Source organism: Ruminococcus sp. SR1/5 (assembly GCF_000209835.1).
In the GTDB taxonomy this organism is placed as follows: Bacteria; Bacillota; Clostridia; order Lachnospirales; family Lachnospiraceae; genus Blautia_A; species Blautia_A fusiformis.
Genome location: NC_021014.1, coordinates 3420322 through 3437808 on the forward strand (window position 1 = coordinate 3420322; position 17487 = coordinate 3437808).

A 17487-nucleotide genomic window follows, 5' to 3' on the forward strand; every position below is an offset into this window, starting at 1 on the left:
TTTTCTACATCATACTCATTTGGATGTGCTGTCTGCGGAAGCTGTGCTGTCCTCAGCCTCCGTGTTGTCTGCAGAAGCTTCTGTGGCATCCTCGGAATCCTCAGCCTCATATGCTGTAAATCCATAGCCCTCAAATACCTTGATCGCTGCATCAGACTCTACATAATCAAGAAAAGCCTCTGCTGCCCTGGTATCGTCTTCCGATGCTTCCTTGTCCTCGATAAGTCCCACAGGATAAAGAACCGGCGTCTTAAGGCTGTCTGCCGGCGCCTCTGCGATGATATCTACTTTATCAGTAACAGACGCAGCATCTGTCGCATATACAACACCAACCTCATTGCTTCCTTCACTGACTGCTGCAAGTACATCCGTTACATTCTTGCACTCGTTGATCTCCATTTTGTTTACATCGTCCATGATCCCAAGATTGTTAAAGATCTCACGGGCGTACTGTCCCACCGGAACATCCTCTCCTGCAAGCGCCATATTTTCAGCGTCTGTGATATTCTCGAATCCTGTTACCTTTGTCTCTCCGTCCTTTGGTCTGATCAGAACGACTTTGTTCTCAAGAAGATCCTTAACGGTGTCTTCCTTTGTCAGTTTTTCCTCTGTGAGGGCATCCATCTGTTTATCTGCTGCTGAAAAGAAAAGATCACAGCGTGCACCTTCCTCGATCTGTGTCTGCAGTGTACCTGAGCTGTCTGCACTGTAATAGATCGTTACATTCGGATAAAGCTCATTGAAATCCTTCTGGATCTCCTCCATGGAATTGCTGAGGCTGGCAGCAATAAATGCATAAACCTCTCCCTTCAGGTTCTCATCACCTTTCACTTCTGTGTCCGCCGCAAAAACAGTTCCGGTCATAAGGCCTGTTGTTAAAATTCCCGCGGTAAGGGCTGCTAAGATTTTTTTCTTCATCTTTTGTTTCTCTCCTTTTCCGTTTCGTTCAGTTTTGTTTAGTTTTGAATGGTTTTGTTTAATTTTACCGAAAGGAAAGTTTCTTGTCAAGCTATAAGGCATTGCTGTTTTTCTCTGCAAGTGCTATCATAAATACATAGTTGACAAGCCAGGCGGATGTTCACGATCCGCTTCGTTTCTTATCATGAGTGGCTTACAGCACTCCTGATACAGACAAATCCCACACAAGGTTCATTGCTCTGCACAACGGAAGCAGAGAACTTGCCTGATCCGGTTCATTCAATATTCAAAAAAAGGAGACTTACTTATGAAACTCAGTGCACGTAATCAGTTAAAAGGAAAAATCATCAACATCAACCAGGGAGCTGTAAATTCCATCGTTTCCATCGATATCGGTGGTGGAAATATCATCACTGCTACCATCTCCTGTGCGGCGGTGGAAGAACTTGGACTGAAAGTAGGCTCTGATGCTTACGCAGTTATTAAGGCAACCAATGTTATGGTAGGTATCGATGAATAAAGTCTACACAGCACAGGAAGTTGCAGATAAACTAAAGATCAAAAAATCCACAGTATATGACCTGATCAAACGCGGAGAGCTTTCCTCCTCCAAAGTCGGCAAACAGCTGCGGGTCAGCGAGGAACAGCTGTCTCAGTATCTTAAGGGTTCGGAATGTTCTGCGTCTTCTGCTCAGTCTTATGATCACCAGCCGGAGAGTTCTCTTTTGAAAAGGGATTATCTTCTGCATTCCAGTGGACTGATCATCAGCGGACAGGCTTCTCCGGCTCTGGATCTTCTCCTGAATCAGCTTCCCACACACCCGGACAATCTGCCGGTTCTGCAGTCTCACATGAACACCTACAACGGACTGTATTCTCTCTATTTTGAAAAAGTCCACATTGCCTGTGCATCCGCCTCACCAGAAGATATCCATAGCCTTATACCCGGTATCCCACTGACTGTGATCTCTCTGTGTCAATATCCTGTCGGCTTCTATGTAAAAAAAGAAAATCCCAAGAATATCCGGGGATTTTCTGATCTTACACGGGCAGATATTATTTTTGTGAACCGCGAAAAAGGAAGCAGCCGTCGTATCCTTCTTGACCGTACACTTCTGTCTTCCGAAATTTCACCGGATTCCATATCCGGATATCGAAATGAGCTTGTTACCGATCACTCCACGGCTGCTGCAGTGGCTGGCGGACAGGCAGACATAGCTCTTGGCGAGGCCTGTGTAGCGAGAAGCTTCCCGGAGCTGGATTTTCTTCCTGTTTGCCAGGAATCACTCTTCCTGGTTATGCAGACCAAAAATCTGAGCACCCCCGGCTTTCAGGCCGTAGCGGAAACCATTGCATCCGAACCTTTCCGCCGGTTTTTAGCTCTTCAAACTGGATACGATACTACTAACACCGGAAATATCCGGCATATTTAGGGCTAAGAAAAACGCTTATGTAAAAAATTCTTCCACAACCATTTCTTTGATAATACAAAATCAGCCAGCACGTCAATGATCACTCCTTATTTTTGCCCAATTAAGGAAGTTTCTTGATCCTATGACTGCTGGCTGATCTTTATTTATTCAGATATTGATATACTCTTGAAGAAATCGAACGAATTCCGTACAGTAAATGATCTTCGGAAGCGCCTTCTGAAAATATACATAATACATAATTTGTTTTCTTTCCATAGACGATTGCCATATCATGCTGAACTGAGCTTGTCTCACCAGTTTTGTTCGCGCATACTATACCTGTCGGAAGACCTGATGGAATTTTGTATCGTTTCGTCTGATGCAGTAAAAGATTTAGCATTTCTCTAGAATACTGTTGAGAAACACACTGACCTCGATAGATTTTTTCTAAGAGTATCCCACAATCTTTTGCAGATGCCGTGTTACGCCAGCCATCACTGCTCCAGGCAGAAGAAGACGGATGCAGGGAACTGTGACAACCGGTATTTTTGTAACCGTTCTTTCGAAGATATTGGTTCACTACAGCCGTTCCTCCTACAAAGCTTCCGCCTCCCTGACGCCTTACCAGTTCATTATAACATTCATTATCACTGACGGTGATCATATCCCACAGCAAGCTGTACACACCGGAGCTGTATTGCATTTTTCCCTGACGGATCTGATCATAGACCGACGCCATCACAAATGCCTTGATCGTACTTGCCGGATACATTTCCCGATCATTTATGTTTACAACATTTCCTGTTTTCAGATCTTTTATATAAACAGACCAGTTTCCACCGTAGGCAGAAACAAAACTCTCCAATTCCGATTTAAATGCACTTAAAGCATACTCTGATCTTGTACTTTTTCTTCCCTGCCAGTCCACATACTGACCATCCGGTGTTTTCATATTTTTCGCAATGGTTCCGTTCGATTTCAGGTAATAACCATCTTTCCACCGGTTCACCAGCATTTTTCCATTTTGGTCTACATAATATTGCTGGCCCTCACAGGTTACCCACCCTGCCTTCTGTACCATTCTTCCGTTATCATTGCCAAAATAATAAATTCCGTTAAACTTTTTTCCCTGAACTGTTTTGTTCACTTTATGAAAAGACGGACGCATGCAGATTCTTCCGGTTCCATAGAAATAATAATAACCACCTTTAAAATTACGCCCACCGAATCTTCTCTGTCTTATATAGCGTACTGTTCCACGATCAGCCAGTTTTCCGTACGCTTCCACATAATAAATGCCTGCGATAATTTTTTTGCCCCGTACCTTCTGTTCAGCTATGTTTACAAAGCCACGCTCTCCCTTTGAAATTCTTCCATTGGAGTCTGTGATGTGGTATTTATCAAAGCGGACACCAGAAACTGTCTTTTTATCGAAATAATAAACGGATTGCTTTCTCAAAAGTTTTCCGTTTTTATCAAACATATAAAATCCTGTTTTTAAAAACTCTGTCTTTGGGATTGACAAATAACGTAATCCGGTAAGTTTTCGCTTATTAGAATCTTTCAAATACCAGTTCCCGCCAGATTTCTGAAGATAATTTCCACTGTTATCCCAAAATCGTACCGTTCTTTCAGCAGCCTCGACCTTTATCTCTGTACTTCTGGCACCAATAATACATCCAAAAACCACTACTAATATCAACCAATATATACAAACTGTTTTTTTGCTTTCATACTTTAACAAGACCTGCCACAGACGATGGCAGGTCTTTCTCCTTTATCTTTATTATCCTATTTTCACACAGATGTTCTGGATCAGGCGGTTGTATCCGCTTACCTTTTTCAGCCATTCCAGCGCTATGGACACTGCCAGTGAAGCCAGCAGAAGCGTCAGTGTATTGGTCAGAAAATATCCACTCACATACACAAAAGAATATTTTCTTATAAATGTATGTATCAGAAATATATTCATGGAATGTTTTCCGAGGAACAATAAAATCTGTCGCACTCCCGGAATGACATTAATAAATTCGCAGCAAAATGCCATAAATACAATTGGATACACACCCCAGTGGATCTCACTGTATACCGTCAGCGGCAAAGTTCTGTACGCTTTATACAAAATAAACACCGCCAGAAGCTCCAGAAGAAATTTGAAAACATGCTTCATTCCAGCATTCCATATCTTAAACCATCGGTTAAACAGATCATACTTGGCTACACACATTCCCATGAGAAATACCGGTAAAAATGCATAAATACCCGTAATTCCCATAACCTCCAGGGAAATTATCCGTGGAAATGCCGCAACAGCCACAAGAATAAATACCAGATATTCTTCCTTTATCATAAACAGTGGCACGCAGATGATAAAAATGATCGCCGCACTCATATACCACCAGGTTCCGTTCAGAGTCGAAGTTCCGAAAAGTTTCGCCAGACCAAAAAAATCCAGCACCATTGCACTAACACCTTTGGCAATATTTCCGTTTCCGAAATATCTGGTCACGGCATAGCCGTTATAAAGCTGTGAGCTCACAACAGAAAGCCCCCATATGATCCAGAACCCTCCCATTGTTTTTATCAGTCTTTTGGCTGTCCACTTGCCAGGTGTAGAATTATTTTTTCTGTAACTGAGATACAGTCCGTATCCGGAAATAAATGCATAGATTGGTACACAGATCTTAAATGTTCTGCACAGATACATGATCCGATCTGCTGAAAACGGAGTGAAAACAACATTCAGCCCCTCAAATCTGTCTTGACTCAGATACATATGATGGAACAGCATCATAACAATGGCAATGCCCTTTAGCGCCTGAGAATTATATTTATCAAACTTTATTGCCTGCTTTCCTTCCAAAATCCAACCTCCATATTACCGATTCTCGATAATCCTCTCATAAACTCGTTTGGAACAGTTACGGTCATTAAATGCAAAGGTCTCATCCATTCGTTTCCGATATTCCTCTTTCATCTGACAGCCGTCTGCCATATATTCGATGATCCGGTCCACAGTTCCGACCAGTGTATGCTCCACCTCCCCGAAGCCATCTCTCTCATAGTCAAAGTATCCCTCTGTGTAGGAATGCGCGCCACTGAAAAAGCTGTCTCTGTCAAACTGGGAGTATACGATGGGTTTTCTCAAATATGCAAAATCAAAGGCAACCGAAGAATAGTCCGTGATCATCAGATCTGTCTGGGCAAAAATGTCCTTGTAGGAATAAGACGAATCCATAAATTTTACCCGTGGATCATGACGGAACATATGCAGACCGTCAATGGTATTTGGGTGAGGCATGAAGCAGATGGTATATCCGTACTTCTCTGCCGCTCCCAGAAGTCTTTCGTTGTTGAGAAGATCATCATAAAAATGGAAATATTCGCTTTCCTGAAATTCTTTTCCAAGCTGCCATACCCCTCTGGCATCGGTTCCTGAGGAAAGGCTTTTGCGCCAGGTAGGCATCACCGTCACATACTTACGCTCATCATGGACCAGACGGTCATAACGCGGCATTCCCGTAAGCCAGATATTTTTTCCGGATAAAAATAGTCATAGGTAAAGGCAGAATCATATTCCGGCTTTGTGCTGACGATAAATCCGAAAAGATTACGGTTGTATTTGTTCAGCCACTTGGACTGGTTGTCTTTGGTCACACCATGCTGTAAAAATACCAGCTTTTTGTCATAGATGATATCGCGGTACAGATACTCCAGCTTTCCAAAAGGATTGATCACCGGTTTGTTAGCCTGGGAGGACAGTGAAAATTCATTCAGCAGGAACAGAAGCTTATGCTTCCAGGAGAAAGGCTCCACAACCTTTCCAAGCTTCTTCATTTCCACATAATCCTGTGTATCCTTGTTGACTACAAAGTACGGCTCCACCGTAGGGTCCGGATTGGCGCAGAGATAGCGGAACATCACTTCGCCGTTGTCATCTCCGCGTGTTGTACGATCGGAGATCAGCCAGATCTGCTTTTTCTGCTTCACCTTCTGCATCTCGTAGAGCTTACGTACGAGAACTGCCTTTTTTCCGGCCTTTCCCTGAGAAAATATTGCTTTGGTGCGTTTTTTCTTCAGCTGTTTCTCCCTGCTCTGACTGTATGGCTCTACCGTTACTTCATACTGATGGCCCAGAACCTTTGCATCTTCCTGATCCTCTCCACGGATCATCCGGACTTTTTCGTTAAGATACAGAAGCTTATCCTCTATATGCAGGAAAAGCGGCAGCTTCTTTGTAAATGGCACATATTTTCCGTAGGAAATATTGTACATTTTATTTATATGTCCATCTGTGCCTGTGCCCCAGCTGATAAACTCCCGGATCTCGGAAAGCGGAATGTCCACGATATACAGCTTCTCAACGGCACTTTCTTCTCTGCACCAGCCGGTTCTTTCCAGTGTATATTTCCATCTGGCTTCATAGGTGTTGCCAACAGTCATCATATATGCACGGTTTGTCCTGCTCACAGGCTCCACAATGGAAAATTCACAGTGCAGCTGGTCTTTTTCCGGCTGGAATATCTTGACACGGAGATTGTCATATATGGGATTCAGGATCGTGTCTGCCTGATCCGGAAATTTTTTGCATATATCCGGATAATATTTCCGGAGAAGATATACTTTGTTTGCCCTGCTGATATGCTGATTGGACATCACGATCTCCGGAAACTCCATCTGCTTCAGGAAGCTTTCGATACCTTCCTCATATCTGCACTTTTTCTCTTCATCAAGCTTCTCGTTATCAAATATGATATCAGCTATTTTTGCGCTGTAATACAGCAGCACATAATCTGCATTTTTTCATGAACAGGATTTTCTTTTATTCTGCAGTCTGCGATCTTTCGGAAAAATTCCTGATAAAATACCTCCAGCTGGTCCGGATCCTGCAGCATATTCTTCCAATCATCCACCATGAGATGGTCCGCAAGGATCTGCACATAGATATCTTCCCCTGAAGCCACTCCCAGACTCCGGCAGCTTACAACGGACTGATATACCATGGTCATCACATCCAGATACCAGATCTCCGGACGGATCTCGGATACCCATTTCACCTGATCTGCGGCAAATGTGTAAGCGGTATACAGCTGATGCAGAAGATATACATTGTTATCCAGCGTTGTTTTTTCGGTGAAACGGTTACAGTAATTATTATGCTCCCGCACATAGATATTTCCTTTTCCACGGATCTTTGTTAGGACAACATCTCTGTTTTCTTCCTCAAAGCAGCGTCTGATCTCTGCACTGGATTTTGGGGAAAAACGGATTCCGGCTTTTGCAAAAACAACATAGCTTCCGGCTATCTTATCCTTCAGCTCCGCCACAAGATCCCCGCATTCCAGTCCGTCAATATATAAAAGATCACGGTCATCCAGCATCTCCCGGAAACGAGGATCCTCCGGATTGAACTCTCCGTAGATCTTATCCAGCTCTTCGTCCTTGAGCTCTTTCTCCTTTTCTCCGGCTTCCTCCAGCTCCCGCATGTCCCGTTCATCAGGAATATCCATATCTCCTGCAATGCATACTGCAAGGATCTGTACCGTTCCTTCCGGTGTGACCTCACGTACATTTTTAAAGGTTCTGTAAAGCTTTGCGGTATCTTTTGCAAAAACAACTACTGAAAATTCATACTCCCTGTTCATATTGCTCCTTTTGTATCCTTACATTAAAATTTTTTCTCTTTCAGCCTTCTTTTCAGTTTGTCCGGTATTTGAGCATTGGCTATATATTCATAAATTCGTTTGCTGTTGTCATTGTCCCTGTAGGGAAGAAGCTCATCTCTTCTTCCTGAAAATTCCGGTTTTTCACGGAATCCGTTCCTCGCATATTCTCCGATAAGGTCTACCAGCTGGTTCTGATCCCATGCCAGATCTCCGAAAACATCTTTTTTGTAGTCCATATAGCTTCCCTGGACTTTCTCATAGGTTTCCAGATCAAAGGGATAAAATACCACCGGTTTTTCCTGATAGTAGACATCCCAGGAAACAGAAGAATAATCGGTGATCAGCATATGACAGCTCATCAGAAGCTGATTCAGCGGCATAGTCCCAAATGGGATCAGACGGATATGCCTGTCTTCCACCTGAAAGCTCCGGATATGTTCCCGGAATTTCGGATGGATATAAAAATTCAGCGTGATATTTTCCTTTTCCAGAAGAGTCTTAAGCCTCTCATCCTGCAGAAATGCTTTATAACGCTGATAGTATTCACTTTTTTGGAACTGATCCTCGCTGATATCCTCCAGCCAGCTTCTCCATGTAGGCATCAGCAGGATCTCTTTATGAGCCGGATCCGACTTGTCCTCCAGCACATCCCATCTGGCCAAACCAGTGATGATGATCTCTTCATTATCGTATCCGAAATAATCATGGATGATCTTCTGTTCATAACCCGAAGACACCACAAACAGTGCCATCTGATTGCCTCCGCCTTTATGAAAGGTCCTGTGGCATTGCTTGAAGCCCATCACTCCATGCTGGAGAAATACAATGTTCTTCCGTGCCTGATACAGAACCTTGTAGATGCTGTTGGGCGAATCCCAGATATAAAAATGCCGGATTGCATCGGTAGATATCAGATACCGTGCAGCGCTGAGATAGATCATGTACTTAAATGACATGAACTGGATCACATTGGCATCATACTCTTTTACAGCCTGATAATCCGGACATTTTTTATCTATTACATAAAAAATCCGACTTCTGTCCTTCTCCGATGCATGCTCCATACAGTACCGGAAAAAATAGAGGCCGTTGTCCTGTGCCATTGTACAGTATTTCTCGCAGATCAGCCATAATTTCTTATGATCCCAGTAAGGTTTCAGGATAAAATAGCAGAATAATGCAAGAAATTCTTTTGCTATAAATGCATAGCTGTCATATTTCGGATCATATTTCCGGTATTGAATGGTAAACTGCCTTGCTCCGTTGACAAAGGGATAAACCATATGCCCATCCCCGGTTCTGGTCCATCTTGGAAAAAGGATCAGCTTAAGTTTAAGTTTTGAACTTAAGCCTCCCAGGATCGCATCCTCATAATTTCCTTTTCCTTCTTTATCCACAGATGCCACCACATCCCAGAATGCGGTTTCCATCGGATACTGATCTACATTGATCTGTGCATGATACACGATCGTATTTCCTTTTTTGCTGTCTGCATTTCAAAAGGAAAACTTGTATCCAGCACTGCATTTCGCTGTTTCAGCTTCAGGGAACGGATCCTTCCTCTGGATCCTTCCAGCTCAAAACTGATCTTTATGGTTCCTTTTGTCAGCGAAAATTTCCTGGTTTTTACCTTGATCTCCGCCGGAGCTTCCATTAACTGCTGCAATTTTTCACCACCTGTTACATTTCTTTGATCGCTTTGTAATTTCTTTCACAGTTCTTTGTATCCCACAGATCAAAATATTTTCCGTGTCTTTCCAGATAGATCTCTTCATTGGCAAATCCCTGCTTATGCAGGCGGATCAGCCAGTCCGTTACTTCCTGTTCCGTTACACATACCGGACCGAAGCCATCTTTCCGGAAATCAAAATACCCGATCTGATGATGACTTTGCCGGAATTTTTCATTGTCAAACTGGTAGTAGACCAGTGGCTTTTTCATGTAGGCAAAGTCCATGGCCACACTGGAAAAATCAGTCACCAGCACTGCGGACTCTTTAAGGAGTGTCTGCACATCGTACTCAGGCCAGGACGCCACTGTGATCTTCGGATGATCCACATGAAAATATTTCAGGAACCGATGCATTTCCCTGTGCGGATAAAAGATGATCTGAAGATCGTTCTCCTCAATATAGCGGATCAGTCTCTCATCCTTGAGAAGTGCATCCCAGTACCGGTAATAATCGGTTTCCATGAATTTCTGTGCTTCCAGCTCGTGATCAGAGGCTGAGATCTCATTGCGGATATACATACGCCAGGTCGGCATGATCAGGATCTGGTTCTTTTTTACCTTCATATCATGAAGCTGGTCAAAACGACACAGTCCCAGCTCCTGCACATAGCCTTCCGGATATCCGTACCGGTCATTGACATATTTCCACTCATCATAGGTACTGGTAACAAAAAGGCTCATTTTTGTATGGGGATAGTAAAGAAAACTAAGATCTGCCGTAATGATCCCATGCTGCAGGAACGCCCGCTTGTTCCGTAGGATTCCGTAAACCTCCAGCACATAGCAGATGGCTGCGTTTGGTTTTCCCATTTTCTGGGAGCTGATATTTTTTGATGCAGCCAGATAGTAGATCCAGTGGCGGAAGCTTCCATACTGGATCACAGGTCCCAGATCTTTTACCCGGGCATAATCCGGAGATTTTCTATTGATGGCGTACACTGCATCCTCACTGGTATTTTCTCTCAGATATTTGTACAGCCAGAATCCGTTATCCCGGCATTCATTCTCTGTATCACAGAGAAGCCAGAGATCCCTGCGAAAAAGTCTGTAGACCATCGCAATGGGAAACGCCAGGATAAACTTGATGATATGAAGCAGATCCCCAGGTTTTACTCGTTTCAGTTTTTCAAGAAATGTCTGTTCCATGTTTCCCTCTGTTTACAGGATCCCGGTTTATTCCTCTGACCAGTCTCCGTTATCATCCCAGACAATCTCTCCGTCTCCGCTGTCATCTGTATCTGTACTGTTGTCAAGAGAATCGTCACCGCTTCCACTGTTGCCGCTGTCATCTACATAGTCGCCGCTATCATCACTACTGTCATAGTTTCCATCATCACTGCTGTTGTCGTAGCTTCCGTCATCGCTGCCGTCGTAGCTTCCGTCATCACTGTTATCATAGCTTCCATCATCACTGTTGTCATAGCTTCCATCGCTGTTGTCGGAAGAAGTATCCGTGATACCGGAAGAACTGTCTGTCAGATCTGAAGCATCTGTGCTGTCTGCGGAATCACTGCTGTCCGCCTCACTGTTATCTGTTTCCACATTGCCAATAGTGCTCTTCTCACTCTTGTCACTGAGGCTTGTATAGGTCAGGTATGCTTCTCCGTTATCGATCATCAGTTTTGCCTTTTCCATATCGCTCAGCTGTACACTGTAGATCTCATAGGCATTTCCGTCTCCGTCTACGATCTTCATATCATAGATGGCATCTCTTGCAGAATCCGGGGTGTAATACATCTGCACCTGCTCCGCATCTTTGATGGTAGCTTCTGCAGGAACAAGACTTTTGCCCCATTCTTCCCCTCCTGCCGCGCGGAGATAGATCTCACGGATCTCTCCCTTCGTGCTGTTGGTAAGATAAACAAATTTTGCAGTACTGGTCTTTACACCGATCAGCTTCGGTGCAGGTGTAGATGTGGGAAGCGGTGTGGATGTAGCCGGTGCAGCCGTAGGTGCGGCTGTAGGAACCGGTGTTGGTGTCACCTCTGCTGTTTCCTTTGATGATTTTCCACAGCCGGCAATACCAAGCGCCGTCACTGCTGTCAGTACGATCAAAAGCTTCTTATATTTCATAATGATTACCTCCAGATTGCAGTTTTATGCTAAAAATGTTTTTCCAACGAAGTATCCGAGTACCAGGATGCCAAGGATGATCCTGTACCAGCCGAATACTTTAAAATCGTGTTTCTTGATATATCCCATCAGGAATTTGATGGCAAGAATAGATACCACAAAGGATACCACAACACCTACGATCAGGATGATCAGCTCTGTGGAGCTGAAGGCAAAACCGAATTTGACCAGTTTCAGAAGACTTGCTCCGAACATAACCGGAATTGCCAGGAAAAAGGTAAATTCTGCTGCAACTGTACGGGATGTTCCTGCAAGGATTCCTCCGATAATGGTAGATCCGGAACGGGATGTTCCCGGAATCACGGAAAGCACCTGGAAGCAGCCGATGATCAGCGCTGTCTTAAAGGAAAGCTCATCCAATCTGGTGCAGGTTGGTCTGCGGCGTTTGTTGTAGTTCTCGATAACGATAAAAAGCACACCATAAACGATCAGCATGATGGCAACGACCACATAGTTGTAAAATTTCTTTTCAATAATGTCATTAAAAGGAAGAGCGATGATGATCGTCGGCAGACATGCTACCAGGATCTTAAACCAGAGGATCCACTTATCCTTATCACAGTATTTTTCTACAAAAGTAAGGACAGTTCTGGGTACTGCCGGCTGTTTACGCAGTGCCATCTGTGTTTTCTTCGGGATTTTTCTTATGTAAAAAGGCCACAGCTTGTTCCAGTACAGTACAACAACTGCCAGGATCGCGCCAAGCTGGATCACCACCAGGAAAAATTCCATAAATGCCTCGGATACATTCAGCTTGATAAACTCATCCACAAGGATCATATGTCCGGTACTACTGATCGGAAGCCACTCGGTGATTCCCTCCACAATACCGAGAAGGATAACCTTCAGTAATTCTATAAAAATCATGTTAACTCCTTTCTAAAAGCAAGATAAGGACAGGGCCGGTATGTGAACGACGGCCCCGTCCTTATCAGTATATTACATATTTGACAATTCGTAAACTTTTAATTTTTTATTTCACAAAATTTACAATTTTTTATCGATTGTCGATGGTGGCGATATCTACCAGAGTCAGGTGGTTCAGGTCTGTATTCTCAAGACTTGTGACCAGAGCCTCTGCAGTATCAAGGCTTGTAAGCACATTGACACCTGTTTCGATAGCATTACGACGGATCACGAAACCATCCTTCTGATGCTCAACACCCTGTGGCGGTGTGTCGATAACAACATCGATCTTGTGGCCAAGGATCAGGTCCATCAGGTTCGGAGACGGCTGCTCCAGCTTGTTGGTACGTGTTACCTTGATTCCGTTTTCAGTCAGTACGCTTGCAGTACCTCTTGTTGCAAAGATACGGTATCCCTGAGCTTCGAAACGTTTTGCGATCGGAATGATGTCCTTCTTATCCTCATCTTTTACAGTGATGATCATCTGTTTGTGCTTCGGAAGACGGATTCCGGCTCCGATGAAGGCTTTGTAAAGAGCCTCGTTAAAGGTTTTTGCAATACCAAGGCACTCACCTGTGGATTTCATCTCAGGTCCGAGGCTGATATCTGCGCCCCTGATCTTCTCAAAGGAGAATACCGGCATCTTGATTGCAAAGTACTCTGCTTCCTTCTGAAGTCCCGGTGTATAACCCAGCTCTTTGATCTTGCGGCCAAGGATGACTCTTGTTGCAAGAGGAACGATCGGAATTCCGGTTACCTTGCTGATGTACGGTACTGTACGGCTGGAACGCGGGTTAACCTCGATCACATATACATCCTCGCCTACAACGATGAACTGAATATTGATCATACCGATAACATGAAGTGCCTGTGCAAGACGACGTGTGTATTCGGCGATGGTATCTTTTGCTTTCTGGCTGATGGTCTGTGCCGGATATACAGAAATACTGTCTCCGGAGTGGATACCTGCACGCTCGATGTGCTCCATGATTCCAGGGATCAGGATGTCCTCACCGTCGCATACTGCATCGACCTCGATTTCTTTACCCATCAGGTACTTATCAACAAGGATCGGATGCTCCTGTGCGATCTGGTTGATGATTCCGATGTACTCTTCCACGTCCTCATCGCTGACAGCGATACGCATTCCCTGTCCTCCAAGTACATAGGACGGGCGGACAAGTACCGGATAACCCAGCTCATTGGCTGCTTTTTTCGCCTCTTCTGCTGTGAATACGGTATGTCCCTTCGGTCTCGGGATCTCACATTTCTCAAGGATGGCATCAAAGAGCTCTCTATCCTCTGCAGCATCTACGTTCTCAGCAGATGTTCCGAGGATCTTAACGCCCATCTTGATCAGTGCCTCTGTAAGCTTGATGGCTGTCTGTCCACCGAACTGAACAACAGCTCCGTCCGGTTTCTCGATATTTACAACATTCTCAACATCTTCCGGTGTCAGCGGCTCAAAATACAGCTTATCTGCAATATCGAAGTCTGTACTTACTGTCTCCGGGTTATTGTTGATGATGATCGTCTCATATCCTTCTTTCGCAAATGCCCATGTACAGTGTACAGAACAGAAGTCGAACTCGATACCCTGACCGATACGGATCGGGCCGGAACCAAGTACCAGGATCTTTTTCTTATCTTTTGTTTCTACAGCTTCATTCTCTGTCTGCTCATCGCCGTATACAGAATAGTAATATGGTGTCGCTGCCGCAAACTCTGCTGCACAGGTATCAACCATCTTGTATGCTGCACGGATGCCGTACTCTTTACGCAGGTCTTTGATCTCAGCTTCTGTCTTTCCTGTCAGGTCTGCGATGATGTAGTCCGGGAACTCCAGACGTTTTGCTTCCAGAAGAAGGTCTTTGTCCAGCTTCTGAGTTTTCAGAGCCTGCTCCATCTCAACAAGGATAGCCAGCTTATCGATGAACCAGATGTCGATCTTTGTGATATCATGAAGCTTCTCCTGGGAAACATTTCGTCTCAGGGCTTCTGCGATCTTCCAGATACGGCGGTCATCCACAATGTTCAGCTCGTCCATCAGTTCTTCATCAGAAAGATGTGAGAAATCATAGGACATCAGACTGTCTACATGCTGCTCCAGGGAACGGATAGCCTTCATTAAAGCACCCTCGAAGTTATGGCAGATACTCATAACCTCACCGGTAGCCTTCATCTGTGTAGTCAGTGTACGTTTTGCTGTGATGAATTTATCAAATGGCAGACGCGGGATCTTAACAACACAGTAATCCAGCATCGGCTCGAAGCTTGCGTATGTTTTGCCTGTGATGGCGTTCGGGATCTCATCCAGTGTGTAACCCAGTGCGATCTTGGCTGCAACCTTGGCGATCGGATAACCGGTAGCCTTACTTGCAAGTGCGGAAGAACGGCTTACACGAGGGTTAACCTCGATAACACAGTACTCAAAGCTCTCCGGATGAAGAGCGTACTGTACGTTACATCCACCTGTGATGCCAAGCTCTGTAATAATGTTAAGAGCAGATGTACGGAGCATCTGGTATTCTTTATCTCCTAAGGTCTGGGAAGGAGCAACTACGATGGAGTCACCGGTATGGACACCAACCGGGTCAATGTTCTCCATGTTGCAGACTGTGATGCAGTTTCCTGCGCTGTCTCGCATTACCTCGTACTCGATTTCTTTCCATCCGGCGATACATCTCTCTACAAGAACCTCGCCTACACGGGAAAGACGGAGACCATTCTCAAGGATTTCACGAAGCTCCGGCTCATTATGCGCGATACCACCGCCGCTTCCGCCAAGTGTATATGCAGGACGGAGAACAACCGGATAACCGATAGTCTGAGTAAACGCAACACCGTCTTCTACAGTTGTTACGACCTTGGATGCTGCAACCGGCTCGCCGATCTTTTCCATTGTATCCTTAAATTCCTGACGGTCCTCAGCTTTACGGATCGTTGCTGCTGTGGTACCGATGAGACGTACATTGTGCTCTTTCAGGAAGCCCTTTTCCTCAAGCTCCATGGCAAGGTTCAGACCTGCCTGTCCGCCCAGTGTAGGAAGTACACTGTCCGGTTTCTCTTTGAGGATCAGCTGCTCTACGACTTCAACAGTCAGAGGCTCGATGTAAACTCTGTCTGCGATGTCTTTATCTGTCATGATGGTAGCAGGATTGGAGTTTAAAAGTACAACCTCCATGCCCTCTTCCTTCAGGGAGCGGCATGCCTGGGTTCCTGCATAGTCAAACTCTGCTGCCTGGCCGATTATGATCGGGCCTGAGCCGATTACAAGTACTTTTTTTATGTCCTTATTCCTTGGCATTATTTCTCTCCTCCCATCATCTTCATGAATCTGTCAAAAAGGTAACTGGAATCCTGTGGTCCAGGGCATGCTTCCGGATGGAACTGTACAGTAAAGATGTTCTTTCCGTTATATGCCATACCCTCGTTTGTTCCGTCGTTGACGTTTACAAATGCAGGATGTGCGATATTTTTCTCCTCAAGTCCCTCTGCATCTACAACGTAGCCATGGTTCTGGGAGGAAATATATACTCTTCCTGTCTCAAGGTCTTTAACCGGATGATTTCCGCCTCTGTGACCGTATTTCATCTTATGGGTGTCTCCGCCTGTTGCAAGAGCCATAAGCTGATGTCCAAGACAGATGGCAAAGATCGGTACATCAGAGTCGTAAAGTTTTTTGATCTCTTTAATAATAGAAGTACATTCCTTCGGATCTCCAGGTCCGTTGCTGAGCATGATGCCGTCCGGATTGTCTCCAAGGATCTCTTCTGCAGATGTCAGAGCCGGGTAAATAGTAACCTGGCATCCTCTCTCATTCAGTGAGCGTGCAATGTTTTTCTTGGCGCCCAGATCAAGAAGGGCAACCTTCGGTCCGTTCCCCTTAAGCACTTCCTTTTCGCGGCAGGAAACCTTCTCTACCACTTTTCCTGTTGTATATGCTTTTAATCTGGGGATGATTGTATCCAGGTCATAGTTCTCATCAACTGTGATCATTCCGTTCATGGTTCCCTTCTCACGAAGGATCTTAGTCAGTGCTCTGGTATCAATTCCTGCGATTCCCGGAATGTCGTTTTTGCTCAGAAAATGCTGAATGGTGTCTACGCTTCTGAAGTTGCTGGGAACTCGTGATAATTCGCGTACAATAAATCCGTCAATCCACGGCTTCCTTGATTCCTGGTCATCATAACAGATTCCGTAGTTTCCGATCAGCGGATATGTCATACACACCGCCTGTCCTGCGTAAGAAGGATCTGTCATTACTTCCAGATAACCGGTCATGGAAGTGTTAAAGACAATTTCACTGATGACTTCCCTTGCAGAACCAATGCTAGTTCCTGTAAATACATGGCCATCTTCCAATATCAGAAATGCTTTCATACAATCTCCCTTTCTTTGTTCTCTTATTTTATCCTAAATCTTCAAGATTGTATCACAGGAATCGTCATTTTTCAACACCATATGCAAAAAAAATGTATAAAACTAACTTAAAATATTTTTTTGAATTTTTTAATTTTTTTGAATTTTTCTATTGACATTATCCAATTCCTGAGTTATTATAAATGAGCAGTCGACGAGCGGAGCAAACAAAGCAAAGCAAGCCGGTTGAAAAAATGCAGGAATGGCGGAATTGGCAGACGCGCAGGCTTCAGGTGCCTGTGGTCGCAAGATCGTGTGGGTTCAAGTCCCATTTCCTGCATTCTTTTTTATTTTATCCA

At 44.5% G+C, this 17487-nt stretch carries 15 protein-coding genes and 1 tRNA gene; 3 read left to right on the top strand and 13 right to left on the bottom strand.

All coding sequences use genetic code 11. The annotated features are described in order from the left end of the window. Positions 1-15 precede the first annotated feature (15 nt). The gene (gene modA / locus CK1_RS17105; protein ID WP_015527391.1) at positions 16-918 is read right to left on the bottom strand and encodes a molybdate ABC transporter substrate-binding protein; all 903 of its coding nucleotides are present in this window, start codon (positions 916-918) and stop codon (positions 16-18) included. Between the two features lie 307 nt (positions 919-1225). Between modA and CK1_RS17110 the strand changes: the two genes are divergently transcribed. Both CK1_RS17110 and CK1_RS17115 read left to right on the top strand, forming a co-directional pair. After that, positions 1226-1438 carry a TOBE domain-containing protein gene (locus CK1_RS17110; protein WP_015527392.1) on the top strand — a complete coding sequence of 71 codons (213 nt, stop codon included), beginning with the start codon at positions 1226-1228 and terminating at the stop codon, positions 1436-1438. Continuing rightward, positions 1431-2351, top strand: a complete 921-nt coding sequence (locus tag CK1_RS17115) for a helix-turn-helix transcriptional regulator (RefSeq protein WP_015527393.1) — start codon at positions 1431-1433, stop codon at positions 2349-2351. Before CK1_RS17110 ends, CK1_RS17115 begins: the two co-directional genes overlap by 8 nt. 139 nt (positions 2352-2490) lie before the next feature. Here CK1_RS17115 and CK1_RS17120 read toward each other — a convergent pair whose 3' ends face one another. The 12 genes from CK1_RS17120 to CK1_RS17175 all read right to left on the bottom strand — a co-directional run bounded on the left by CK1_RS17120 (position 2491) and on the right by CK1_RS17175 (position 17149). Continuing rightward, the gene (locus CK1_RS17120; RefSeq protein ID WP_302415606.1) at positions 2491-3813 is read right to left on the bottom strand and encodes a serine hydrolase; all 1323 of its coding nucleotides are present in this window, start codon (positions 3811-3813) and stop codon (positions 2491-2493) included. Between the two features lie 303 nt (positions 3814-4116). Continuing rightward, positions 4117-5193: an acyltransferase family protein gene (locus tag CK1_RS17125; RefSeq protein ID WP_306289026.1), complete on the bottom strand. Its 1077-nt coding sequence runs from the start codon at positions 5191-5193 to the stop codon at positions 4117-4119. 15 nt (positions 5194-5208) lie between these two features. Further along, positions 5209-5847 carry a CDP-glycerol glycerophosphotransferase family protein gene (locus tag CK1_RS17130; protein ID WP_306289027.1) on the bottom strand — a complete coding sequence of 213 codons (639 nt, stop codon included), beginning with the start codon at positions 5845-5847 and terminating at the stop codon, positions 5209-5211. Continuing rightward, positions 5802-7118, bottom strand: a complete 1317-nt coding sequence (locus CK1_RS17135; RefSeq protein WP_306289028.1) for a CDP-glycerol glycerophosphotransferase family protein — start codon at positions 7116-7118, stop codon at positions 5802-5804. The genes CK1_RS17130 and CK1_RS17135 overlap by 46 nt, the downstream gene beginning before the upstream one ends. Beyond that, the gene (locus tag CK1_RS17140; protein ID WP_015527394.1) at positions 7091-7975 is read right to left on the bottom strand and encodes a hypothetical protein; all 885 of its coding nucleotides are present in this window, start codon (positions 7973-7975) and stop codon (positions 7091-7093) included. Before CK1_RS17140 ends, CK1_RS17135 begins: the two co-directional genes overlap by 28 nt. A 23-nt stretch (positions 7976-7998) precedes the next feature. Further along, positions 7999-9462, bottom strand: coding sequence for a CDP-glycerol glycerophosphotransferase family protein (locus CK1_RS17145; RefSeq protein ID WP_306289029.1), 1464 nt, complete (start codon positions 9460-9462; stop codon positions 7999-8001). Continuing rightward, positions 9438-9662 carry a hypothetical protein gene (locus CK1_RS17150; RefSeq protein WP_306289030.1) on the bottom strand — a complete coding sequence of 75 codons (225 nt, stop codon included), beginning with the start codon at positions 9660-9662 and terminating at the stop codon, positions 9438-9440. The genes CK1_RS17145 and CK1_RS17150 overlap by 25 nt, the downstream gene beginning before the upstream one ends. A 14-nt stretch (positions 9663-9676) precedes the next feature. After that, a complete protein-coding gene (locus CK1_RS17155; protein WP_015527396.1) occupies positions 9677-10873 on the bottom strand; it encodes a CDP-glycerol glycerophosphotransferase family protein in 1197 nt (398 codons plus the stop codon). Between the two features lie 27 nt (positions 10874-10900). Beyond that, positions 10901-11800: a hypothetical protein gene (locus CK1_RS17160; RefSeq protein WP_015527397.1), complete on the bottom strand. Its 900-nt coding sequence runs from the start codon at positions 11798-11800 to the stop codon at positions 10901-10903. A 24-nt stretch (positions 11801-11824) separates the two neighbouring features. Continuing rightward, positions 11825-12727, bottom strand: a complete 903-nt coding sequence (locus CK1_RS17165) for an undecaprenyl-diphosphate phosphatase (protein ID WP_015527398.1) — start codon at positions 12725-12727, stop codon at positions 11825-11827. 130 nt (positions 12728-12857) lie between these two features. Continuing rightward, complete coding sequence (gene carB / locus CK1_RS17170) at positions 12858-16073, bottom strand: carbamoyl-phosphate synthase large subunit (RefSeq protein WP_015527399.1); 3216 nt, start codon at positions 16071-16073, stop codon at positions 12858-12860. After that, positions 16073-17149 (bottom strand): carbamoyl phosphate synthase small subunit, encoded by a 1077-nt coding sequence (locus tag CK1_RS17175; protein WP_015527400.1) that lies wholly within the window; start codon positions 17147-17149, stop codon positions 16073-16075. The genes carB and CK1_RS17175 overlap by 1 nt, the downstream gene beginning before the upstream one ends. A gap of 235 nt (positions 17150-17384) precedes the next feature. Here CK1_RS17175 and CK1_RS17180 point away from each other — a divergent pair. After that, positions 17385-17468: transfer RNA gene (locus tag CK1_RS17180), tRNA-Leu, on the top strand. Positions 17469-17487: the final 19 nt, after the last annotated feature.